16 protein-coding genes and 1 pseudogene are annotated in these 22,352 nt (G+C 74.5%); 6 read left to right on the top strand and 11 right to left on the bottom strand.

From position 1 onward, the window contains the following. From ACWEJX_RS20205 to ACWEJX_RS20190, 4 genes and pseudogenes are all read left to right on the top strand, one after another. Complete coding sequence (locus tag ACWEJX_RS20205) at positions 1-1,065, top strand: phytanoyl-CoA dioxygenase family protein (RefSeq protein WP_451608800.1); 1,065 nt, start codon at positions 1-3, stop codon at positions 1,063-1,065. After that, a pseudogene (locus ACWEJX_RS20200) lies at positions 1,047-2,330 on the top strand (DUF6271 family protein); the annotation flags it as partial. The gene ACWEJX_RS20205 and the pseudogene ACWEJX_RS20200, both read left to right, overlap by 19 nt. After that, positions 2,316-4,151 carry a condensation domain-containing protein gene (locus ACWEJX_RS20195; RefSeq protein ID WP_451608831.1) on the top strand — a complete coding sequence of 612 codons (1,836 nt, stop codon included), beginning with the start codon at positions 2,316-2,318 and terminating at the stop codon, positions 4,149-4,151. The pseudogene ACWEJX_RS20200 and the gene ACWEJX_RS20195, both read left to right, overlap by 15 nt. After that, positions 4,148-5,452, top strand: coding sequence for an MFS transporter (locus ACWEJX_RS20190; protein WP_451608799.1), 1,305 nt, complete (start codon positions 4,148-4,150; stop codon positions 5,450-5,452). Before ACWEJX_RS20195 ends, ACWEJX_RS20190 begins: the two co-directional genes overlap by 4 nt. A 197-nt stretch (positions 5,453-5,649) precedes the next feature. Here the strand turns inward: ACWEJX_RS20190 and ACWEJX_RS20185 are convergent, their stop codons facing one another. The 4 genes from ACWEJX_RS20185 to ACWEJX_RS20170 all read right to left on the bottom strand — a co-directional run bounded on the left by ACWEJX_RS20185 (position 5,650) and on the right by ACWEJX_RS20170 (position 9,544). Further along, positions 5,650-6,261, bottom strand: a complete 612-nt coding sequence (locus ACWEJX_RS20185) for a hypothetical protein (protein ID WP_451608798.1) — start codon at positions 6,259-6,261, stop codon at positions 5,650-5,652. Beyond that, entirely contained in the window at positions 6,258-7,178 is a 921-nt protein-coding gene (locus ACWEJX_RS20180; RefSeq protein WP_451608797.1) for a TetR family transcriptional regulator C-terminal domain-containing protein, read from the bottom strand. The genes ACWEJX_RS20185 and ACWEJX_RS20180 overlap by 4 nt, the downstream gene beginning before the upstream one ends. 194 nt (positions 7,179-7,372) lie before the next feature. Further along, the gene (locus ACWEJX_RS20175) at positions 7,373-8,869 is read right to left on the bottom strand and encodes a flavin monoamine oxidase family protein (RefSeq protein WP_451608796.1); all 1,497 of its coding nucleotides are present in this window, start codon (positions 8,867-8,869) and stop codon (positions 7,373-7,375) included. Between the two features lie 54 nt (positions 8,870-8,923). Continuing rightward, positions 8,924-9,544 (bottom strand): TetR/AcrR family transcriptional regulator, encoded by a 621-nt coding sequence (locus ACWEJX_RS20170; RefSeq protein ID WP_451608795.1) that lies wholly within the window; start codon positions 9,542-9,544, stop codon positions 8,924-8,926. Positions 9,545-9,779: 235 nt separating this feature from the next. Between ACWEJX_RS20170 and ACWEJX_RS20165 the strand changes: the two genes are divergently transcribed. Beyond that, positions 9,780-11,357 (top strand): APC family permease, encoded by a 1,578-nt coding sequence (locus ACWEJX_RS20165; RefSeq protein WP_451608794.1) that lies wholly within the window; start codon positions 9,780-9,782, stop codon positions 11,355-11,357. 110 nt (positions 11,358-11,467) lie between these two features. Here ACWEJX_RS20165 and ACWEJX_RS20160 read toward each other — a convergent pair whose 3' ends face one another. The 7 genes from ACWEJX_RS20160 to ACWEJX_RS20130 all read right to left on the bottom strand — a co-directional run bounded on the left by ACWEJX_RS20160 (position 11,468) and on the right by ACWEJX_RS20130 (position 21,106). Further along, complete coding sequence (locus tag ACWEJX_RS20160; RefSeq protein WP_451608793.1) at positions 11,468-11,944, bottom strand: hypothetical protein; 477 nt, start codon at positions 11,942-11,944, stop codon at positions 11,468-11,470. A gap of 77 nt (positions 11,945-12,021) precedes the next feature. Then, entirely contained in the window at positions 12,022-12,885 is an 864-nt protein-coding gene (locus tag ACWEJX_RS20155) for an SDR family oxidoreductase (RefSeq protein ID WP_451608792.1), read from the bottom strand. Next, positions 12,882-15,155, bottom strand: coding sequence for an acetate--CoA ligase family protein (locus ACWEJX_RS20150; protein WP_451608791.1), 2,274 nt, complete (start codon positions 15,153-15,155; stop codon positions 12,882-12,884). The genes ACWEJX_RS20155 and ACWEJX_RS20150 overlap by 4 nt, the downstream gene beginning before the upstream one ends. Continuing rightward, entirely contained in the window at positions 15,152-16,345 is a 1,194-nt protein-coding gene (locus ACWEJX_RS20145; RefSeq protein ID WP_451608790.1) for a Glu/Leu/Phe/Val dehydrogenase dimerization domain-containing protein, read from the bottom strand. The genes ACWEJX_RS20150 and ACWEJX_RS20145 overlap by 4 nt, the downstream gene beginning before the upstream one ends. Continuing rightward, positions 16,342-18,246 (bottom strand): thiamine pyrophosphate-dependent enzyme, encoded by a 1,905-nt coding sequence (locus ACWEJX_RS20140; RefSeq protein WP_451608789.1) that lies wholly within the window; start codon positions 18,244-18,246, stop codon positions 16,342-16,344. The genes ACWEJX_RS20145 and ACWEJX_RS20140 overlap by 4 nt, the downstream gene beginning before the upstream one ends. Next, positions 18,246-19,403: an acyl-CoA dehydrogenase family protein gene (locus ACWEJX_RS20135; protein ID WP_451608788.1), complete on the bottom strand. Its 1,158-nt coding sequence runs from the start codon at positions 19,401-19,403 to the stop codon at positions 18,246-18,248. Before ACWEJX_RS20135 ends, ACWEJX_RS20140 begins: the two co-directional genes overlap by 1 nt. A gap of 179 nt (positions 19,404-19,582) precedes the next feature. Beyond that, entirely contained in the window at positions 19,583-21,106 is a 1,524-nt protein-coding gene (locus tag ACWEJX_RS20130) for a glycosyl hydrolase family 18 protein (protein ID WP_451608787.1), read from the bottom strand. Between the two features lie 326 nt (positions 21,107-21,432). Between ACWEJX_RS20130 and ACWEJX_RS20125 the strand changes: the two genes are divergently transcribed. Beyond that, positions 21,433-22,352: RNA polymerase sigma factor (locus tag ACWEJX_RS20125; protein WP_451608786.1), on the top strand; the 920-nt coding region annotated here is incomplete at its 3' end.

Below are 22,352 nucleotides of genomic sequence, written 5' to 3'. Positions count from 1 at the left end.
ATGACGACGCCCGCAGCCGGCCCGCGCCCGCGCCCCCGCCCGTACCTCCACCGCGCCGCCTCGGAACGCCCGTACTTCAGCGCGGACGGCGAGTCCTACCTCGCCCAGAGCACCCTGCGCGAGCTCACCAAGTCGCGGCCGCTGCGCGTGCTCTCGGAGGAGGACTTCGCCCACTGGCAGACGTACGGCCACGTCATCGTCCGCGAGGCGATCCCCGCCGCCGCCGCACGCGAACTCCTGGACTTCACCTGGGAGTTCCAGGGGCTCGACCCGGACCGGCCGGAGGGCTGGTACGCGGACCGCCCGTTCCGCAACCAGCTCGACCGGCAGCTGCACGTCTACGGCTTCGTCGAGGCGTACCACCACCAGCTGCTCTGGGACAGCCGCCAGACACAGCGCGTCTACGACGCGTTCGTCGACGTGTGGGACTGCGAGGAGCTGTGGGTGACCCTCGACCGGCTCAACCTCAACCCGCCCAATGTGCGCAACCGCGACCGCGCCCTGATCGAACCCACCGAGCGCGGCTTCGACATCGAGCTGCACTGGGACATCGACACCACCCTCGGCGTGCCGCCGCAGCGGGTCCAGGGCATCATCGCGCTCAACGACACCCGGCCGGAGACCGGCGGCTTCCAGTGCTGCCCCGAGCTCTTCCGCACCTTCGAGGAGTGGAAGACCGGCCAGCCCGGCGACCGCGACCCGCTCCGGCCCGACCTGGACCGGCGGGAGCTGCCCGTCGTCCGGCCCGAGCTGCACCCCGGCGACCTGCTCATCTGGAACGGGCTCCTCGCCCACGGCGTCGCCCGGAACGTCTCCCAGAGCGGCGTGCGGGCCGTGCAGTACCTGTCCATGATGCCCGCACTCGAAGAACACGAGCGGCTGCGCCGCTCCCGCGTCGAGTCCTGGCGTCATCTGCGCACCCCGCGCTGGAACCGCACCCTGGTCGGCGACCCGGTCCTGCACGAGTCCAAGCGGTACGCCACGGCCGAACTCACCGACCTCGGCGCCCGCCTGCTCGGGCTCGCCTCCTGGACCGAGGAGCCCGGGTGCGCCGCGTCTGCCTGACCCTCCCCACCCACCGCGCCTGCACGGAGACGATCGCCGCCGTCGCCGAGGAGGCGGCGTACGGTGCCCGGCACTTCGGCGTCGAGGTGCACCTGCTGATCCTGGACTCCTCCGACGCGCCCTCGCGCACCCGGCACCGGGCGGCCGTGGCGGCCCTGCAACCGGCCCCCGGCGTGGTCGTCCACCATCTCGACGAGGCGGAACAACGACGCTTCCTGCGCGAGGTGACCGACGGCGCCGGGGTCCCCGAGCCGGAGCGGATCCTGGAGCTCATGCTGCCGTCGGCGGTGTCCTACGGCGCCTGCACCAACCGCGCCTTCCTCCTCGCCGAGGCCCTCGGCTGCTCGTCCGTGCACCGCCGTGACTCCGACAGCCGCTACCAGCGCACGGACGGCCGGCCCGTCTTCCCGATCCACCACGAACTCACGGCCCTCGGCCGGCCCGCCGAGGACGTCGCCGGCCTCGTCACCCGCAGCCGGCTCGACCCCGCGTCCGCGCACCGCCCGGTGGCCCTGGTCGGCGGCTCCTTCGTCGGCGAGATGTCCGTGGACGTCGAGGAGATCCGGCGCCTCGACCCCGCGGTCTACCGCGAGGTCATCGGCCTGTCCGTACCCCACCGGCATCCGGAGATCTGGCGCCGCCACCTGATCGACGAGGCCTTCCGCGGCGCCGGCACCGCCCCGTTCACCGCCGACCGCACCACCCTCACCCACGTCAGCCCCACCCGCGTCGACATGTGCAACATCGCCCTCGACCGCGAGGTCTACGGACGCGTGCCGCTGCCGCCGGCCACCGACACCATCGGCAGCGACTACTTCCTCCTCCACCTCGTCCACGACGCCCGGCTGCCCGGCGTGCTGCACAACCGGCACATCGTCAACTACCACACGAAGGAACGGCGTTCGGGCGAGGGATTCCTCGCCTACCAGTGGCGGTTCGCCAAGTACCTGCTGTCCACCGCCCACTTCGAGGACGTGTACGCACGCCTGACGGAGGCGGGCGACCGGCTCCTCGACGAGCGCGGTCACGTCCGGGCCGCCGACATCGCCACGTATGCACGAGACGCCGCCGACCTCGACGCGGAGCCCGGCAACACCGGGCGGCTCGACGTCCTCGACCGCTGCTACCGGACGCTCGGCGGCCGGTACGCCGAAGCCGCCGACCTGTTCGCCTCGCAGCGCGCCCGGCTCCTCGCCGAGGCGCGCGCCGACATGACGGACTTCGCCCGGCTCGTCGACGCCTGGGCCGCCCTGACCGCGCACGCCCGCCGCACCCCGCCGAAGGCCCCTCGCCCGGCGACGGTCACGCTCGGCTACGGCCGCGACGACGGCCACACCGGCGCCCGCGGCCGCGGCGAGGAGCGGCGCGGTCCGCTCACCATGGGACAGGCCAACATGATCCGCTGCATGCTCCGCGACGAACCCGGCCAGATCAACATCCACGACGTGTGGCCCGTCCCCGCCGGCGCGAGCACCGAGGACGCGCTCGACGCCCTGCGCACCCTCGTCGACCGCCACGAGGCGCTGCGCACCACCTTCCCGCACGCCCCCGGCGCCGCCCCGCAGGAACAAGTGGTCGCGGCCGAGGGCACGTTCACGGTCACCGTCCTCGACCACGACGAGCTGCCCCCGGAGGCCGGCCGGTACGCCGAGGTGCTGGCCCGCGCCGCCCGCGACACCCGCTTCCGTCTGGACCGCGACTTCCCGCTCCGCGTCGCCGTCGTCAGCCGGGCCGGCGCACCCCGGCACCTCGCCCTCGCCGCCAGCCACGCGGCGACCGACGGCAGCGCCCTCGCCCTCCTCCGCGAGGAATGGCTCACCCTTCTCGGCGGCGAGAAACTCCCCGACCCGACCGCCATCACCCCGACCGCCCTCACGCCGCTCGGCCTCGCCGCCGAGGAGACGAGCCCGGCCGGACTGCGCAAGTCCGAGGCGTCGCTGGCGCACTGGGAACGGATCCTGCGCACCGGACCCCAGGCGATGTTCGCCGAACCCGACGCACACGGCGCCGAGACCCGGGCGCCCTGCCTCACCCTCCGCTCCCGGCGCGGCGCCCGGGCCCTCGCCGAGGTCGCCGCTCGCACCGGTGCCCTGCCGTCCACCGCGCTGCTCACCGCCTGGTGCGCGCTCGTCGCCCACCGGGCCGGCCAGCCCGTCTGCGTCGCCGCCGTGCCGACCGCCAACCGCTTCCAGTCCCGCCTCGCCCGCACCGTCGCACCGCTCTCCCAGGACGCGCTGCTCTCCCTCGACATCCAGGCGGCGCCGTCCTTCGACGCGCTGCTGCGCAAGGCCTGGGGCGCGGCCCTCAAGGCGTACCGGCACAGCCAGTTCGACGCGCTCCGCCTCTGGGACATGATCGGCCGGGTCACCCGGGAACGCGGCAGCCACTTCGCCCGCGACATCGTCTTCAACGACATCAGCGCGCTGCCCGCGACCCTCGCCGGCGCCGCGCCCCCGGACACCACCGCGCCCGACCTGGAACTGACCTGGGGCCCGGCCCAGACCCTGCCCAGCCGCGTGCTCACCTTCGTCCATGAGACGGCCCCCGTGCTCCGCCTCGCCACCTGGACCGACCCCGCGCTCTTCACCCGCGAACAGGCGGAGGACCTCGCCACCGGGCTCGTCCGGCTCCTGGAGGCGGCCGCCGACGGCGACGTGCCGCTCGGCTCGCTCACCGAGGTCACCGGTGTCCGGCCGGCCGAACGCGGCGCCGACTGGGCACGCGTGGACGGCTGTTGGGTCTCGCCGCCCGCCGTGGCCGACACCCTGAGCCGCGCCCTCGGCGGCCGGCCCGCCCACGCCCGCGTGGACGCGGACGGGACGCTCGTCGCGTACGTGGCCGCCGGCACCGAGCCGCTCACCCCGGCCGAGGCCCACAGCGCGCTGATGGCCGCGCTGCCCGGCCGGCCCGGCGTGCTCGCCCCACGGCGGTACGTGATCGTCGCGGACCCGCCGGAGGGCACGGAGACGGGGACGGGGACGGGCACCGGCACGGCGACGGGGGCGGGAACGGCCCGCACCGACGCATGGCTCACCCAGCGGATTCTGACGGAAGGGACCGGCCGGGAAGCGGCCGATGCGACATGACGACCGACGACGACACGACGGGTACGACTTCGGGGACGGCGGACCGGCTCCCCAGCCCCTGGAGCTCCGGCCGCTTCCGGCTCTTCTTCACCGCCCGCAGCACCTCGCTCCTCGCCGACGGCATGCTGATGGTCTCCCTCACCACCGCCGTCCTCGGCGCCGGCTACGGAGCCGGGGGAGTCGGCTATGCGCTCGCCGCGTGGATGGCGCCGATCGTCCTGCTCGTCCTCTTCGGCGGCGTGCTCGCCGACCGCTTCACCCCGCAGGTCATGATGGTCGGCGCCGACGTGGTGCGGATGCTCGCCATGCTCGCGATGGCCGCGCTCCTGTACGACGCGGGCGCGGGGACCGGCTCCTCCCATGCGCGGTTGTGGCAGATCATGGCGCTGATGGCGGTCAGCGGCGCCGCGACCGCCATGTTCCAGCCCGGCCTGGCGAGCATCGTCCCGCAGGTCGCCGAGGACATCCAGCGTGCCAACGCCCTGCTGCGCGTCTCCGAGGCGATGAGCGCCCTCATCGGCCCCGGCCTCGCCGGCTTCCTCGTCGCGTACTGGCAGGTGTCCGGCTCGTACGTGGTGATCGCGGCCGCCTACGCCCTCAGCGCGATCGGCCTGGCGCCCCTGCGCCGGCTCGCCACCGTACGCGACGAGAGCGACGACCCGATCTGGCGCCGGCTCGCCACCGGGTGGCACGAGTTCCGCGCCCGGAGCTGGCTGTGGAGCGTCATCGCCCTGTGGGCCGTCTACGGCCTGTTCGTGTTCGGCCCGGCCCTGCCGCTCGGCGCGGCCCTGCTCACCGAACAGCACGGCGCGTCCGGCTACGGCTGGATCGCCTCCGCCGACGGCGCCGGCACCATCATCGGCGGCCTCCTCGGCATGCGGGTGCGGCCGCGCCGCCCGCTCGTCGCGGGCGCCTGCGCCATGTTCTTCTTCGCGCTCAACCCGCTCGCGCCCGCGCTCGGCTGGAACTTCACCGCCACCGCCGTCACCGGCGTCCTGGCCGGCTGCGGTTTCGCCTTCTGGGGCGTGATGTGGGCGACCAGCGTCCAGTCCCACATCCCGCTGCCCGTCCTGAGCCGCGTCTCGGCCTACGACGTCGCCGGCTCCATCATGGTCATCCCCGTCGGCCGCGCCCTCGCCGGCCCGGCCGCCGCGGCCTTCGGCGCCGACCGGGTGCTGCTCTTCTCCTCGGCCGTGTCCGTCGTCCTGCTCGGCGCGATGCTGGGCGTGCCCGCCATCCGGTCCCTCGGCCGCGCGCCGAAGCCCACGACGGAGGAGGTGGCGGAGGGAGCGGTCGCCTGAGCGCCGGCGGTGCGCGCTGTACGCCGTCCCGGCGTTCGGCCCGGGGAACAGGCCCGTAGGCCGCGAGAACCGGGAGCGGGTCCCGCGGCGTACGGGGCCGTCGCACGGCGCCCGCGTCAGGCTCCGGTGCCGGCGTCCGCGTCCAACGCGGCGTTGCGCCCCGGCAGGCCCCGCGTCCCCTATGGCCCGGCGCCCCGTCAGCCTCCGGTGCCGGCGCCCGCGTCCGCCTCCGGTACGCGCTCCAGCCCCGTGCCCCTGCAGTCCCAGCAGTCCATCCCGAGCCCGCACTCCTCGCACCGGCGCCCGTCCACGAACCCCAGCCCCTCGCACTCCCGGCACGAGCCCCAGCCCTCGCACATCACGCACAGCCGGTACCCGGGCGGCAGCGTCTCGGCCGAGGCCACCCGGGGCGGACGCACCCAGCGCGCGTGGAGCCACACCACCGGCGTCCCTCCCGAGATCCGCAGCGCGGTCCCCGCCGAGCCGACGCCCGCCTCGAACTCGCCGTTCCGCGCCGTCAACAGCGGCCGCTCGCCGGCGCCTCCGCGCTCCTCGGTGCGCCAGCCCGCCGTACGGAACACCTCGCCGGCCGTCGCGGCCGCGGGCTCGTACGGCAGCTCGGGCAGCGTCAGCACCAGCGAGAACCGCTTCCCCACGTGCCCGTACACGGTGTAGCGGTCGTCGGTCCGCTCCTCCACGTGCGGTACGACACCGGGCGCGACCGCCGTGGCGACGGCCCACACCTGCTGCCGTATCCACTCCACTCCGCGCGCGAACTCCTCGGCCGCGCCTTCGATTTCGTCGCTCATGGCTCCAGCATCCCCTCCCGGGGAGCGCGGAGCGAGATGTGGGGTTCGAAGGCGTCGAGCAGCAGCTCGCGCATGCGCGCCGCCGGCATCTCCGCCGTCCCGGCCAGGACCTGGATCGCCAGTCCGTCGACCAGCCCGGTGAACCGGCTGGTCAGCGCCTCCGCGTCGGCGTCCGCGCCCAGGCCCTCGGCCTGACAGGCCCGCACCAGGTCGAGCACCGTCTGCCGCCAGCGGGCGTAGACGACGCGCTGCCCTTCGCGGAGCGCGGGGTCGAGGATCGCCTCGGTCCAGGACTGCACCCACACCGACCACTCGTCGTGGTCCTCGTCCGCGGTGATCAGCTGCACCTCGATCAGCCGCCGCAGCCTCTCCCGCGCGTCCCCGGCGCCCCGGAACTCCGCCTCCAGGCGCCGGTGCAGCCGCTCGGCGCAATGCAACAGGGCCGCGCGCAGGGCGTCGCCCTTGGCCGGGAAGTGATAGTGGATCGTGCCCGTGCTCGTCCCGCAGGCCCGGGCGATGTCGGCGACCCGTACCCGATGGAACCCGCGCCGCGCGATCAGCCGCGCCGTGACCTCCAGGATCTGCGCCCGCCGCACATCCGGATCCACCGCGTCGGCCCGCCGCCGCGCGTCCGCCCCGGTTCCGGGCGGGCGGCCCTGTCCGGTCCGCAGATACCGTACGGACACCTTGCCGACGCGCGCGATGGCTGCCAGCTCGTGCTCGGCGAGCCGCCGGCTCCCGTTCAGCGCCTTGGACAGGGCGGTGGCCGCCATCCCGACGCGCCCGGCGAACTCCCGCTGACTGACGGGCGCCGCCCGCACGACGAGCCGGGCGCGCTCGGCGACGGCGAGGCGGTCGTCGGACGGCGGGGCTCCACGGTCACGCGGCAGCGGCGCGGGTCCGCCGGCAGGCGGCACCGGTGTGGCTTCGCCGCGATGTGGCGGCGGCGCGACCCCGCTGTCACGCGGTATCGGCGTGGCTTCGCCACCATGCGGCAGCGGCATGGCTCCGCCGTCACCCGGCCACGACGTGACTTCGCCGCCACGCGGCGGCGGCGCGTCCCCGCCACCACCCGGCCCCGGCGCGCCTTCGCCCGCACCCCGACGCCCCGTCACCCGATCCCGCCCCCTTGCGGCCTCAGGGCCGCAAGCACCTCGTCCGCGGCCCGGTAGCCGGACGACACGGCGCCGTCGATGTAGCCGTTCCAGACGGACGCGGTCTCCGTGCCCGCCCAGTGGAGGGGGCCCGTCGGCTCGCGCCAGCCGTGCCGGGCGTGTGCCTGCCAGGCGCCGGGGGTGGCGTACGCCTCGTAGCCGCCGCGGGCGAAGGGGTCCTGGGTCCAGATCTTCTCGGTGTAGTCGCGCGGGTGCGCGGCCCGCGGGCCGGCGACGGAGACGAAGCCGGCCAGGACGGACTCGCGCCGGGCGGAGGCGTCGAGGCTCGCGAAGCGGTCGAGGCGGTCGCCGTACACGAAGCCGACCAGGACGCCACGGGACGCGTCGTCGGGGGAGTTGTCGAAGACGACGCCGACGGGACCGTCGCCGTACAGCGTGGCCACGCCCGACAGGCCCTCGGCCCGCCAGAACGGTGTGTCGTAGACGGCGTGGACCTTGGCGACGCGGCCCATCCGGTTGTGGGCGAGCCAGCCGGCGCGGGCGGGCGGCAGCGGGGGAGTGAGGTCGAGGGCGCGGACGGCGTGCGGGGGCAGGGCCACGACGGCGCGGCGGGCGCGGAGTTCGGTGGTGGCGGTGCGGACGAGGACGCCCTCGGGGCCGTACGCGATCGAGCGCACGGGATCGCCGAGGCGGATCCGCTCCCCGAGCAGGGCGGCGACGGCCCGGGCGGGGGCGGCCGCGCCGCCGGTGAAGCGGCTGTCCTGGGCGCAGTCGCGGGTCTCCATGAGCTGCTCGAAGCCGCCGGCGGCGGCGATGTAGAACAGCACGTGGAAGAGGGAGATCTCGTCGGGTTCGGCGCACCACAGCCCCTGCACGGCGAGGGCGAGGCGGCGCAGCGCGTCGGGATCGTCCGTACGGGTGCGGAAGTACGCCCCGGCGGACTGCGCGTCCCACTCCGCGAAGCGGGCGGTGCGCCACGGGCGGGCGGTGTCCACGGTGCGGGCGAGCGTGTCGAGGAGCGCGGTGACGCGCTCGTACGCGGCGATGCCGGGGCCGTCGTCGGGCGCGGCGCCGGTGTACGGGACCCGGGTGCCGTCGTGCCGGACCTCGATGTGGCTGCCCTTCTCCCAGGTGCGGAAGGTGGGGCAGCCGAAGCGGGCGGCGAGTGCGGTGAACCGGGTCTGCGTGGGCCCGACCCACTGGCCGCCGTGGTCGATGACCGTGCCGTCCGGGCGGGTCTGGGTGAGGACCCGCCCGCCGACCCGGTCGGCGGCCTCGACGAGGGTGAAGTCGACGGCGTGGTCGTGCAGTCGGAGGGCGGCGGCGAGCCCGGCGTATCCGCCGCCGATGACGGCGACGTCGACGACGACATCGGTGACGGCCTCGGCCTCGACGGTGGCCTCGGATTCGCCGGCGGATACGGATACGGATACGGCTTCGGATGCGGCTTCGGATGCGGATTCGATCAGATGCGAGGTGCTCTGTCTCTCCATGGGCCGAGAGGATGCGGCAACACTGACGGACGCGTCAATGGTTGCGGCAGCGGTTCAGCGGGCGGACGTCAACGTCTCGCGGTCGATGCCCAGTTCGCGTACGAGCGCGTCGTCGACCCACTCCAGCATCCGGGCGCGGCCGAGCGGACCCTTGTACGAGGTGGTCTGCACGGCCAGACCGTCGAGCAGCGCGGTGATCCGCCAGGCCGCGTCCTCGGGGCTGTCGCAGACGAACTCGCCGGCCGCCACGCCCTCCGCGATGACTTCGGCCAGCGCGGCCTTCCACTGCTGGTCGAGGCCGTGCGTGACCTTGCGCAGCTCGGGTTCGCGCAGGGCGGCCGCCCAGCCCTCGATCCACAGGCGCCAGCCCTTGGCCTGCCCCGTCGGCGCGTACCAGCGCACCGCGGACCGCAGCCGGCGCGCGGCGCCGAGGCGCGGTCGGCCCAGGATCTTCCGCAGGTGGGCGAGGTCGGCCTCGGCGGCGTGCGCGAAGGCGGCGGAGACGAGGAGTTCCTTCGTGGAGAAGTGGTAGAGCACCAGGGAGCTGCTCACGCCGAGGACCGAGGCGACGTCCGCGATGCGCACGTTGCCGATGCCCCGCGCCTCGATCTGCTCGACCGCGACACGCAGGATCTCCTCGCGCCGCTCCTCCACGCTCAACCGCACTCTGGCCACGGCTTCACCCTACACAGCTCTTGACAGTGCCGTGTGGCCGGGCTCACAGTGCTGACCACCGATCCGCTACTGACTGGCCGTTCAGTCAGTTCCATCAGTTCCGTCATTTCCATGAGTTCCGCCGGCTCCGCCGGCCCCGTCGGCTCAGTCAGCTCCGTCGCGTGTCGGTTCGTCCCCGTGCAGCGTCCGTACGACCCCCCTCCCCGTGCCGCCGTACCGCCGTAGGAGTCCGCCCGTGACCCAAGCACCCGTATCCGCCGGCAGAGCAGACGAGCCCAGGCCCGCTGCCGGAGCCTCCGATGGTTCCCCCGACCTCTCCGAGGGCTGGGACGAACAGCGCGGCAGGCTCCGAAAGGAGCTGCGCCGCTTCGACGTCCTGCTGTTCCTCATCTGCACGCTCGTCGGACTCGACACGATCGGCTCGGTCGCCGCGCAGGGCCCGCAGGGCCTCACCTGGATGGCGATCCTCGCCGTGCTCTTCTTCCTCCCGTACGGACTCCTCGTCGCCGAGCTCGGCTCCGCCTTCCCCGTCCAGGGCGGCCCGTACGTGTGGACCCGGCTCGCCTTCGGCCGGCTCACCGCCGGGCTCAACCAGATCCTCTACTGGGTCTCCAACCCGGTCTGGGTGGGCGGCAGCCTCTGCATCATCGCCCTCACCACGTGGGAGGAGTTCTTCACCCCGCTGCCCGGCCTGTGGAAGTACGCGGCCGGGCTCGTCTTCATCTGGGGCGGCGCGCTCGCCGTCGTCCAGTCCGTCCGGGTCGGCAAGTGGGTGCCCATCGCGGGCGCCGTCGCCCGGATCGTGCTCCTCGGCTTCTTCCTCGTGTCGGTCGTCGTCTACGCCGTCCGCAACGGCGTGCACGCGCTGCCCGCCGCCGAGTTCACACCCACGTACGCCGGGTTCGTCGCCCTCGTCCCCGTCCTCATCTTCAACTACGTCGGCTTCGAACTGCCCAGCTCGGCCGCCGAGGAGATGCGCAACCCGCGCCGTGACATCCCGCTCGCGATCCTCCGCTCCGGCCTCGCCTCCCTGCTGCTCTACGGCGGGCCGATCCTCGGCATCATGTTCGTGCTGCCCGCGGAGCGGATCGGCAGCCTCGGCGGCTTCATCGACGCGTGCAAGGCCGTCTTCACCGTCTACGGGGGCTCCATCGCCGCCGACGGCACGGTGACCCTCACCGGCGCGGGCGCCGTCTTCGGCGGCATCGCCGCCGCCGGCCTGATCGTCGGCCTGCTCACCTCCGGCGTCACCTGGGCCATGGGCGCCCATCGCGCGCAGGCCGTGGCCTGCGCCGACGGCGCCGGACCCGCCTGGCTCGGCCAGATCTCCGAGAAGCACGGCACCCCGGTACGGGTCAACCTGCTGTCGGCCGTCCTCGCCTCGATCCTCCTCGTGGTCGCGCTCAACCTGACCGAGGGCGACGGCGAGAAGTACTTCGCGGCGGGCCTCGGACTGACCATCAGCACCACCTTCATCTCCTACGTCATCACCTTCCCCAGCCTGATCGCGCTGCGCCGCAAGTACCCCGACACCCCGCGCCCGTACGCCGTCCCGGGCGGCCGCCCCGGCCTCTGGGCGGTCACCGCGCTCGCCACCGGCCTCGTCGCCTTCACCGTCGTCGTCCTCGTCTGGCCCGGCTTCGGCGTCGGCTGGTTCGGCACCGACGGCTCACCGGCCGACTCCCTCCCGGCGGCCTTCGCGGGCGAGCGAGCCGCCTACACCCTGAGCCAGGTCGTGCCGCTCCTGATCATCGCGGTGATCGGCCTCGCGTTCTACGCGCTGGGCGCGAAGACCCGGCGTACGAAGGCCTGACGCCGGGCGTTGCCGTGCGCGGTCCGGCCGGGGAGTACCGGGGGTCACCCCCGGAGCCCCCGGCCGGCCCGCGCGCGGTCGTGCGGCGGGCGGTGCCGGCAAGACACCCCCTAGCGCACGGGGCCGCACTCGTCGACGAGCAGGGTCGGCTCAGAGAGGAAGACGTCCGGGGCGACGGGGCCGTATGCGATGTTGAAGGTGTCCAGCCAGTACGACCAGCCGCCCATGCCCGAGGCCTTGCTGAACCGGTAGTTCAGCTGCCACCGGACCCACTGGCCGGGCTCCAGATGGACGGCGGGCTTCCGGCGGGGCCGGGGCGGGAGGCCGAAGAGCGGGTCCACGCGGGCGTGGACGCGCAGGCGCGCGCCGTCGGCGCGCAGGCTGACGCCGACCCGGTCGAGGTCCCGCCGTCCCTCGCGCGGCGCGAAGCCGTCGTCCTCGGCCATGTGGACGAAGTGGGCGACGCCGGCGGGCAGGGACGGCAGCGCGAAGCCGACCGGGGCCGCGTTCCGGCGCGCGGCGGCCGGGCCGCCGCGGGACTCCTTCGTCCAGGACGTCTTGACCCATTGCACCGTGATGTTCTCCACCGGACCTCCTCCTGCGACCCGGGCAGAGCTTAAAGGGGCGGCCCGGTCCGGGACCGCCCCTTTTTCGTCGGGCGGTGTCAGCCGGCCGCCCCGCGTCCGTACACCTGCTTGCCCAGCCACTGTCCGCCGTCCACCGTCAGGCACTCGCCCGTCAGGTACGAGGCCCGGTCGCCGAGGAGGAACAGGGACGCGTCCGCGATCTCCGCCGGGTCGGCGAAGCGGCCCGCCGGGACCGTGGCGAGGACCTCCGCGCGGGCCTCGGGGGTGGCCCAGAGGGCGGCTCCGGCACCCGCCGTCTCGGTGGGGCCGGGGGCGACGCAGTTGAGACGGATGCCGAGCGGGGCGAGCTCGACCGCGAGGGTGCGGGTCATGGCGAGGACACCGGCCTTCGCGGCGGCCGACTGGACGGTGCCGGGGTGGCCGTGCCAGGCGTAGCTGGCGATGACGGAGAGGATCGAGCCGCCCGTGCCCTGCTCGCGCAGCCGGCGGGCGACGGCGCGGGTGCAGTAGTACGAGCCGTTGAGGACGATGTCGACGACCGCGCGCCAACCGTTCGGCGAGAGGTCGATGCCGGGCACGACGAAGTTGCCGGCCGCGTTGTTGACCAGGCCGTCCACCCTGCCGAACCGTTCGACCGCCGCCGCCACCAGCGCGTCCACCGCCGCCGGGTCCCGCACGTCCGTCGGGACCGCGACGGCCTCGCCGCCGGCCTTCCCGGCGAGCGCGACGGTCTCGTCGAGGCGTTCGGGGGTGCGGCCGGCGACGGCGACCCGGGCGCCCGCCCCCGTCAGGGCGAGCGCGACGGCGCGGCCGATGCCGCTGCCGCCGCCGGTCACGATGTACGTCCGTCCGGCGAAACCGGTCGTGCCGTCACTCGTCATGGCGTCACTCGTCACGTCGGCTCTCGTCATGGCACCACTCGTCATGTCGGCACTGGTCATGGCAGCACTCCATGGGCGTCGAGGGCGACCGCGCCGCCCGGGTGGACCAGCAGGGGATTGACTTCGAGCTCGGAGAGCTCGGGATGCTCGACCGCGGCCCGCGCCAGCGCGCACAGGGCGTCCGCCGCGGCGTCGAGGTCGACGGGGGGCGCCCCGCGCCAGCCGGTGAGCAGCGGCGCGTGGCGCAGCGAGAGCAGCAGTGCGCGGGCGCGGGCCGGGGTGAGCGGGGCGAGGGCGAGCGCGGTGTCGGCGAGCAGTTCGGCGGTCACCCCGCCGATGCCGACCATGGCGACGGGGCCGAACGCCGGGTCGTGGCGTACGCCGGCGATCAGCTCGACCGCGTGCGGATGGACGGCCATCGCCTCCACCGCGTACCCGGTGGCGCCGGTGGCGGCCCGCATCCGTGTGAACGCGGCTCGCAGCCCGGCCTCGTCGGCGACGCCCAGGGCGACCCCGCCCGCCTCGGTCTTGTGGGCGAGGCCCATCGCCTTGAGGACCAGCGGGTAGCCCGTCCGGTTCCGGGCGGCCTCGACCGCCTGGTCGGCGGTGGTGACGAACTCGGCGGCGGGGAAGGCGAGTCCGTACGAGGAGAGCAACGCGCGCATGGACGCGTAGCCCCCGTCCGTGACGGGCGTGACGGGTGGGACGGGTGCGGGGGGTACGGATGATGCGGCGGGCGCGGTGGGTGTCGGGGCCGTCGACAGGCTCTGCGGCGCCTGTGGGGTGGTGGTCCCTCCGAGTCGCGCCAGATGGGCGAGCGCCGTCGCCGCCTGCTCGATTCGCTCGTAGACGGCGACGCCCTCCGCGCGGAGCACCCGGAGCGCCGGGGTGTCCCGCGCCATCGTGTGGACGACGAGCAGGCGCCCCGACGTGCGCCCCGCGTCCGCCAGCTCCCGGGCGACCGCGCACTCCTGCTCGGCCTGGTCGGGGTTGGCGGTGGCGTAGTCGCCGAAGTAGCCGGTGAGCAGCGTGACATCGGTGTCCCCGCCGTCGAGCAACGCGCGTGAGATCCGGGCGTAGTTGTGGAGATCCGCCTCGCCGGCACCGGCGAGGTCGACGGGATTGCCGCAGCCGGCCCGCTCCGGCAGCCGCGCCTCGACGGCGGCCCGCGTCGCCTCGTCGAGCACCGGCACGTCCAGGCCCCGCGCGACGAGCGCGTCGGCCGCGAGGGCGCCCTGCCCGCCGCTGTCACCGACGACCGCGACCCGCAGGCGGCGCGCGGCCGGGGAATATCCGCCCCTGGATGTCAACAGCAGCGCCGTGTCCACGAGCTCGCCCGCCGACTCGACGAGCAGCGCCCCCGCGTCCCGGCACACCGCCTCCACCACCGCCCGGGCGCTCACCAGCGCGCCCGTGTGCGAGGCGGCGGCGCGTCCGGAGGCTTCGCTGCGGCCCAGGGTGAGGAGCAGGACGGGTTTGCCGGCCGCGCGGGCGGCGACCAGCGTACGCGCCAGGCGGCGCCCGTCGCGGAAGTCCTCCACGTACGCGGCGAGCACCCGGGTCGCGTCGTGCGCGACGAGCGAGGCGAGGGCGTCGGCCGCGTCGATGTCGCGCTGGTTGCCGAGCGACACGAAGCGCGAGAAGCCCTGCCCTGCCCGGCCGAGCAGTCGGCCGATCTCCAGGGCCAGATTGCCGCTCTGCGACACCAGGCCCACCGAACCGGCCGGGAAGTCGCCCCAGCTGAGCCGGAGTTCGCTCGTCGTGTCGACGACCCCCATGCAGTTGGGGCCGAGCAGCCGCCCGCCCCGCGCCGTGACGAGCGCCGCGAGCTCCCGCTCCTCCGCCGTGCCGCCGCCGGAGGTGATCACGGTGAAGCAGCGGGCCCCGGCCGCGAGCCCGCCGACCACCACGGACCGCACCTGCCGCGGCGGCACCGCGACCACGATGTGCTCGGGCGCCGTCGGCAGCGCCCCGACGTCCGGCAGGAACGGCACGCCGTCCAGCCCGCCGCCCCGGTGGTTGACCAGATGGACCGAGCGCCGGGCCCGGCCGGCGAGCGCGCCGGACGCCAGCCAGTACCCCCACTTGGCCGGGTTCGCGGAGGCCCCGACGACCGCGACCGAGCGCGGGTCGAACAGCGCGGCCAGGGAATCCGGCGCACCCAGGGAATCCGGTGCATCCAGGAGAGTCGGTGTTCCCGTGGAATCCGCGGCACCCGGGGAAGTCGCGGCGCCCGGGGAATCCGGTGGTCCAGGGGAAGTCGCGGCGCCCGGGGAATCCGCGGCGCCCAGGGCATCCGGGGTGCCCGGGACGTCCGCCGCCGCTCTCACGCGTACCAGCCGAAGCGCTCGGCGATCACCGGCAGCCGGTCCGCGACGACAGCGTGCGCGGCGGCCCGTGGCGTGGTCCCCTCGCGTTCGGCCCGCTCCAGGACCTGCTCGACGAGCGCGCGCATCGAGCGTCGGATGTGCGCGAACGCCTGCTCGGCGTCGGCCTCGATGTCACCGAAGAGGGTCCACCACCACCAGGCGTTGGTGGCCGAGTTCACGACGACGTCCGGCAGCACGCCGATGCCGCGCGCGGCCAGCAGCTCCTCCGCTTCCGGCAGGACCGGCATGTTGGCCGCCTCGACGACCCAACGGGCCCTGATCCGCGCCTGGTTGGTGACGTCGATCGCGTACGAGACGGCCGCCGGGACGAGCACCTCGGCGTCCGCCGACAGCCAGGCGCCGCCCGGCAGCTCGCGGTCGCCCGCCCGCAGGGCCGTACGGTCCACCGCTCCGTACGCGTCCCGCGCGGCCAGCAGCGCCTCCACGTCCAGGCCGTCCGGATGCGCGATCGTCCCCTTCACGTCGGCGACCGCCACGACCTTGAGCCCGGCCCGGGCCAGGAAGCGGGCGGTCGCCCCGCCCATCGTCCCGAAGCCCTGCACCGCCACCCGCGTCCCCGCGTGCGGCACCCCGGCCCGGTCGAGCGCGGTCAGCACCGACTCGGCGACCCCGCAGCCGCCCGCCAGCTCGTCGAGCCCGATGCCGTCGACGTCCACCGCGAACGCGTCGGCGAGCCGGCGCCGGGCCGTGGCCTCGTCGTCGAGCAGCGGATAGACCGCCTGGATCGAGGAGACCAGACCCGCCTCGGCGGCGGCCCGGTCGACCAGGTCCTGGGTGAGGCCGAGGTCCTCACCGGTGGTCCAGAAACGCTCGATGTGCGGGCGCATCGCGCGCAGATAGCGGACCAGCACGCCGTACGCCACGGGGTCGCGCGGATCGCAGTCGATGCCGCCCTTGGCGCCGCCCAGCGGGATGTAGCGGCCCGCCGGGTCGTAGTGCAGGGCCTCCTTCATGGTCATGCCGCGGGCCAGCCCGGCGACCTCGTCGAGCGTGCAGCCCGCGCGCATCCGCAGCCCGCCGCTGGACACCCCGCGCACCAGCCGGTCGACGACGAGAAAGCCTTGGCGGCCGGTGACGTGGTCCGTCCACGTGAGGGAGATGAGAGGGGAGTTGGGGGTGACGGTCGTCATCGGGGGGACTCCTCGGGGACGGTGATGAGGGTGGGGCCGGGGGTGGCGAGCGCGTGGGTGAGGGCCTCGGCGAGCTCGTCCGGCGAGCGGACCGCGGTGCCCTGACCGCCGTACGCGCGGGCGAGCGCCGGCAGGTCCACGGCCGGCAGGTCGACGGCCGTGGGCCGGTCGCCGCGCGCCGTCATCTCCTCGCGGATCTCGCCGTAACCGCCGTTGTCGAAGACCACGACCGGCAGCGGCACGCCCGACTGCGCGGCGGTCGCGAGCTCCTGCACGGAGAACTGCAGACCGCCCTCACCGCTGAGCGCGACGACCTGCCGTCCCGGGTACGCGGTCTTCGCGCCGATCGCGGCGGGCAGCGCGTAGCCGAGCGTGCCGAAGCCGGTCGGGTGGAGGTAGCGGCCCCCGGGGCCGAGCGGCAGATGGGGGAGCGCCCCGTAGTAGCAGCACTGCGCGCTGTCGGAGGTGACGACCGCGTCCTCGGCGAGGACACGGCGCATCGCCGCCAGATACGGCACCCAGCGCGCGTCCCGGCCCCGGGTCTCGTCGTCGCGGACCCCCCGGAGCCGGGCGACCTCGCCGGCCGGGTCCGGCGCCGGCGCGACTGGGGCCGCCGCGTCTGAGGCCGGTGCGTCCGGAGCGACGGTGTCCGGGGCTGCGGCGTCCGGGGCGACGGCGTCCGGGGCGACGGCGCTCGGGGCTGCCGCGTCCGGGGCTGCCGCGTCCGGGGCCGCCGCGTCCGGCGTCGCGGCGTCTGAGGTCGTCGCGTACGGGGTCGGCGCGGCCGGTGTCGCCGCGTCTGAGGTCGGCGCGGCCCAGGCCGGTGCGTCCGTCGGCCCGTCCGCGACCCCGCTCGCCTCGCCTGCCTCGCACGCCCCTCCCGGCCGCAGTGCGGCGAGCAGTGCGCAGAGCACCGCCCGCGCGTCGCCCACCAGGGCCACGTCCGCCGGCAGGCCCGCGTACATCTGCGCCGGGTCGATGTCGACCCGCAACAGCGGGCCGGCCAGGGCGGGCAGCGGGCTCCAGACGTCGGACTCGGCAAGCTCCGTGCCGACGGCGAGTACGGCGTCCCGGTCCGCGAGCCACTTCTGCACGGCCGGACTGTGCAGGGAGACGCCGAGCGACAGCGGGTGCCGTTCGTCGACGGTGCCCTTGCCGTTGGCCGTCGTGACCACGGGCGCGCCCAGGGACTCGGCGAGCGCCAGGCACTCCGCGCGCGCCGCCCGCGCCCCGCCGCCGAGGACCAGCGCGGGGCGCCGGGCGGTGCGCAGGGCTGCGGCCGCCGCCTCCAGCGCGGCCGGCTCGGGGAGCGACGGCCCGGCGGGCGGCGCGAGCCGTACCGGGCCGGCGGGCTCCACGGCCTCCAGGAGATCCAGCGGCACCTCGATGTGCGCGGGCCGCGGCCGCCCCGTACGGAAGAGGGCGAAGGCGCGTGCGACCGCCGTGCCGATCTCGTCGACCGACGACACCCGGTGGCTGAAGGCGGCGACACCGCGCAGCGCCTCGGTCTGGCTGCGCATCTCGTGGAGCAGCCCGGTGGACTGGCGCGGGTGGCGCAGCGGCATGCCGGGGGAGACGACGAGCAGCGGCACGCTGTCGGAGTAGGCCTGGCCCACGGCGGCCGCGATGTTGAGGAGCGCGGGCCCGGTGGTGGTGATCGCGACACCTGGCCGCCCGGACGCGCGGGCGTAGCCGTCGGCCGCGTACCCGGCGCCCTGCTCGTGACGAGGCGTCACATGACGTATGCCGTACGCCTGCAGGTGGCGGTAGACCTCCAGGTTGTGGGTGCCGGGGATGCCGAAGGCGTCGGTCACGCCGTGCGCGGCGAGCGCGCGGACGAGCGCCTCGCCGCCGGTGAGACTCGTACCGCCGGTGGCGCTCGTGCCGTCGGGAGCGGCCATCACAGACCCCGGGAGATGACGAGCCGCATGATGTCCGAGGTGCCCTCCTCGATCTCCTCCAGCTTGGCGTCCCGCATCCACTGCTCGACCGGGTACTCGCGCGAGTAGCCCCAGCCGCCGAGCGTCTGGACCGCGGCCCAGGTGCAGTACGCGGCGGTCTCCGAGGCGGTCAGTTTGGCCATGGCGGCCTCGGTCGTGGCGGTCAGGCCCGCGTCGAGGCGCTTGGCGGCGCGCCAGGTCATCAGCCGGGCCTGCTCGATGCGGGTGCGCATGTCGGCGAGCCGGAAGGCGACCGCCTGGTGCTCGATGATCGGCTTGCCGAACTGCTGCCGGGTGCAGGCGTAGTCGCGGGCGTACTCGTACGCGGCCCGGGCCACGCCGGTCGCGGCGGCGCCGAGGACGGTGCGCGAGATGTCGAAGGTCCGCATCAGGCCGGCGAAGCCCTGGCCCTCGGCGCCGAGCCGGTTCTCCTCGGGCACGAAGGCGTCGGCGAAGAAGATCTCCCGGCAGACGATGGCGCGCTGCCCCATCTTCCGCATCGGCTCGCCGAAGCGGACGCCGGGCGTGTCCTTGCGCAGCAGGAACGCGGTCACGCCCCGGGAGCGCTGCGCGGGGTCGGTCTTGGCGAAGACGACGTACTGCTCGGCCTCGCCGGCGTTGGAGATCCACGCCTTCTGGCCGTTGAGGAGGTAACCGCCGTCGGTGCGGGTCGCGGTGGTGACGATGGACGCGGCGTCCGAGCCGGCCCCGGGCTCGGTCGTGGCGAGCGCGGTCATCGGGGTGTCGGCCCCGGTCAGCGGGGTGAGCCAGACGCGCTTCTGCTCCTCGGTGCCGAGTTCGAGGAGCGGGTCGGCGAAGAAGCCGTTGGAGCAGAGCAGGTTCCCGATGCCGAGGTCGCCCACGCACAGCTCCTCCTGCACCAGGCACTGCGTGAACACGTCCGTGAAGCCGCCGCCCCCGTATTCCTCCGGCAGCATGAAGCCGGTGATCCCGATCTTGGCCGCCTTCTGCCACAGGTCCCACGGCGTCTCGACGTCGGCCTCGTCCACGGCGCGCGCCCGCGGGCGGATCTCCTCGCGCGCGAAGGTCCGGGTGAGCTCGACGATGCCCCGCTGCTCGGGGGTGAACGGAACCAGCTCGGTGGGGAGGTCGGACATGGTGCCTCCATGCGGGGATGAGCGCCTCTACTGACTGAACCATCAGTCAGTATCGGGAGCCCGGCGCGGCGCTGTCAACGAGCGGGACGGGGGCATGCGACGGGGCCGGTGCCGGGAGGGATCCCCCGGCACCGGCCCCGGTGCTCCTCGCGCTTACGGCAGTCGGCTCAGCACGTGGTTCAGCAGGCGCCGAGGTCCTGCCATACGCCCCACTCGCCGGTCGTGCCGGGCTCCTCGCCCAGCGTCCACCACTTGGCCTTCCAGGTGTGGCCGTTGTGGGAGACCTGCTGGCCGCCCGTGTAGACCGTGGTCTTGGACCACGGGGCGGCGGTGCACTGGTGGCCGCTGCCGCCGGTGACCGTGAGCGTGTACGTGGCGGTGTGCGCGGCCGAGGGGCCGGAGCCCGTGACCGTGATCTGGTACGTCCCCGAGACCGCCGCCGTGGTGGTGGCGAGCGAGAGCGTCGAGGAGCCGCCCGCCGTGACCGAGGCCGGGCTGAAGGAGGCGGTGACGCCCGCGGGCAGACCGCTCGCCGAGAGGCTCACCGACTGGGCCGCGCCCGAGGTGACCGCCGTACCGATGGTGGTGGTGGCCGTGGCGCCCGCCGTCACCGTGCCGGAGGCGGGGCCGGCCGTCAGCGAGAAGTCGTCGGCCGGCGCGGTCGTGCCGCTCGTGAAGGGGGCGAAGACGTGGCTGAAGTCCCAGGTGTTCTGCGCGATGCCGGAGCAGTTGTCGGCGGCCGCGCCGCCCGCACAGCCGCCGTTGTCGCGCTGCAGCGCCCAGAAGGACAGGGTGTCGATGCCCTTGGACACGGCCCAGTCGTAGACCGTGCGCGCGTTGGCCAGGGTGAAGGTCTCGGCCGGGCCGAAGTCGTCGACGCCGATCATCTCGGTGACGCCGACCATGCCCCACAGCTGGGCGGAGGTCTTCGCCGGGTACACCTTGGCGAGCTGGTTGTAGAGCCCGGTGGCCGCGGTCTGGGTGTCCTTGGCCATGTCGTGCGCGGCGTTGTCGTAGTAGTCGAACGTCATGAGGTTCACGACGTCGACCCGCGCGCCGTTGCTCACGGCGTTCTTCACGACGTTCAGCCCGCTCGCGGCGAGACCCGTGGTCGTGGTCGGCAGGGTGTAGGAGATCTCCAGTTTGCGTCCGGCGGCGGCCGCCCGGTCCTGGAGGATCTTGATGGCCTTGTTGCGGCGGTCGATGCCGGCGCTGTTGTCCAGCGAGTCGACCTCGATGTCCATGTCGAGCCGGCTCACGTCGTAGGTCGTGAGCACCTTCTCGTAGGCGTCCGCGATCTGGTTGACGTCCGTGCAGCTGTCCGCGATCTCGGTGCCCGTGGTGTCCGCGGTGTAGCCGCCGAACGAAGGGATCACGTCACCGCCGCGGCCCTGCATCGTCTTGATGTCGTCGCCGAAGACGGCCGAGGAGATCGGCATGCCGGTGTCGCCGTTCCAGTACGGCGTGCACGAGCCCTTCGTGGCGGTCTGCAGGAACGCCATCGTGAGGTGCTTGGTGCCGGACGCGGCGGCGAGTGCGGCGGGGCTCTCGCCGGTCCAGGCTTCGAAGTACGGGGCGAACACCCGTGCCGGCAGCGGGGTCGCCGCCTGGGCGGTGCCGCCGCCGAGGGCGGTCAGGCCGGCCGCGGCGACGGCGGTGGTGACGGCCGTGATGACCGCGCGCAGGGAGCGCGTGCGTCTCATGTCAGTCCCAGGGGTGTGAGGGGTCGGGTGGTGGGGTCGGTAAGGAGATAACGGCGCGCCGCGCGGCGGGTCAATGGTCTGGACCAAGTGAGGGGTAGACCGCCCGCCGCCCGCCGCCGCCGTTTCCCCTGTCCATGGCGACGATGATTGGCGTAGACCAATTCCCGGGATTTTTACCGTTCTTGACCCGTCGTCGGGGGGGGGGCGGCCAGTCGCGGCGCAGGCTCGGAAATTTCTTCGGCGATTTCTGTTATCCGGTGACCGCCCGGCGATCTCCCAGTCGTAGGGCATCGGCAACAGGCGGGACGAACAGGATGAAGCAGGGCATGAGGGCGGCGACGGGGACGGTGGCCATGGTCGGTACGGAGCTGGTGAGGGCCGCGCAGAACGGCGACCAGGCGGCGCGGGACCGGCTCGTCGCCGCCCATCTGCCGCTCGTCTACAACATCGTGGGCCGGGCGATGAACGGACACCACGACGTCGACGACGTCGTGCAGGAGACCATGCTGCGCGCCCTCGGCGGGCTCGGCACCCTGCGCGCCCCGGACAGCTTCCGCTCCTGGCTCGTCGCCATCGCCATGAACACCCTCCGCGCCCACTGGCAGCGCGGCGGCACCGGCCACCCCACCGGCGCCCTCGACGACGCCCGCGACCTCGCCCACCCGGGCGCCGACTTCGTCGAGCTCACCGTGGCCCGGCTGCAGTTGTCCGGCCAGCGCCGCGAGACCGCCGAGGCCACCCGCTGGATGGAACCCGAGGACAGCGCCCTGCTCTCCCTGTGGTGGCTGGAATGCGCCGGTGAACTCAGCCGCCACGAGGTCGCCGCCGCCCTGGAACTGACCCCGGAGCACACCGCCGTCCGCGTGCAGCGGATGAAGGAGCGCCTGGAGACCGCGCGGATCGTGGTGCGCGCCCTGTCCGCCGACCCCCTCTGCCCCACCCTGCGCTCCGGGCTCGGCACCTGGGACGGCCACCCCTCGGCGCTGTGGCGCAAGCGCATAGCCCGCCACGCCCGCACCTGCCCGCACTGCGCCGGACTCTGGCACGGTCTCGTCCCCGCCGAGGGGCTGCTCGCCGGACTGCTGCTCGTGCCCCCGGCGGCGCTGCTGCTCGCCGGCGTCCGCGAGAGCGCCGGCCTCGGCCTCGCCGCCGCCTCCGCCCCGGCACCGGCATCCGTGCCCGCCTCCGCCTCGGCCTCGGCCTCCGCCCCGGCATCCGCATCCGCATCCGCCTCCGTGTCCCGTAC

It is taken from the genome of Streptomyces sp. NPDC004788 (genome assembly GCF_053601115.1).
Note: the sequence above shows the minus strand (reverse complement) of the source record. Positions and strands in the feature narration are given on the sequence as shown.

Excerpts from the sequence above, each read along its gene's own strand:
- ACWEJX_RS20205 (WP_451608800.1), top strand. The coding sequence starts at position 1 with ATGACGACGCCCGCAGCCGGCCCGCGCCCGCGCCCCCGCCCGTACCTC.
- ACWEJX_RS20190 (WP_451608799.1), top strand. The coding sequence starts at position 4,148 with ATGACGACCGACGACGACACGACGGGTACGACTTCGGGGACGGCGGAC.
- ACWEJX_RS20185 (WP_451608798.1), bottom strand. The coding sequence starts at position 6,261 with ATGAGCGACGAAATCGAAGGCGCGGCCGAGGAGTTCGCGCGCGGAGTG.
- ACWEJX_RS20175 (WP_451608796.1), bottom strand. The coding sequence starts at position 8,869 with ATGGAGAGACAGAGCACCTCGCATCTGATCGAATCCGCATCCGAAGCC.
- ACWEJX_RS20155 (WP_451608792.1), bottom strand. The coding sequence starts at position 12,885 with ATGACCAGTGCCGACATGACGAGTGGTGCCATGACGAGAGCCGACGTG.
- ACWEJX_RS20145 (WP_451608790.1), bottom strand. The coding sequence starts at position 16,345 with ATGACGACCGTCACCCCCAACTCCCCTCTCATCTCCCTCACGTGGACG.
- ACWEJX_RS20140 (WP_451608789.1), bottom strand. The coding sequence starts at position 18,246 with ATGGCCGCTCCCGACGGCACGAGCGCCACCGGCGGTACGAGTCTCACC.
- ACWEJX_RS20135 (WP_451608788.1), bottom strand. The coding sequence starts at position 19,403 with ATGTCCGACCTCCCCACCGAGCTGGTTCCGTTCACCCCCGAGCAGCGG.
- ACWEJX_RS20130 (WP_451608787.1), bottom strand. The coding sequence starts at position 21,106 with ATGAGACGCACGCGCTCCCTGCGCGCGGTCATCACGGCCGTCACCACC.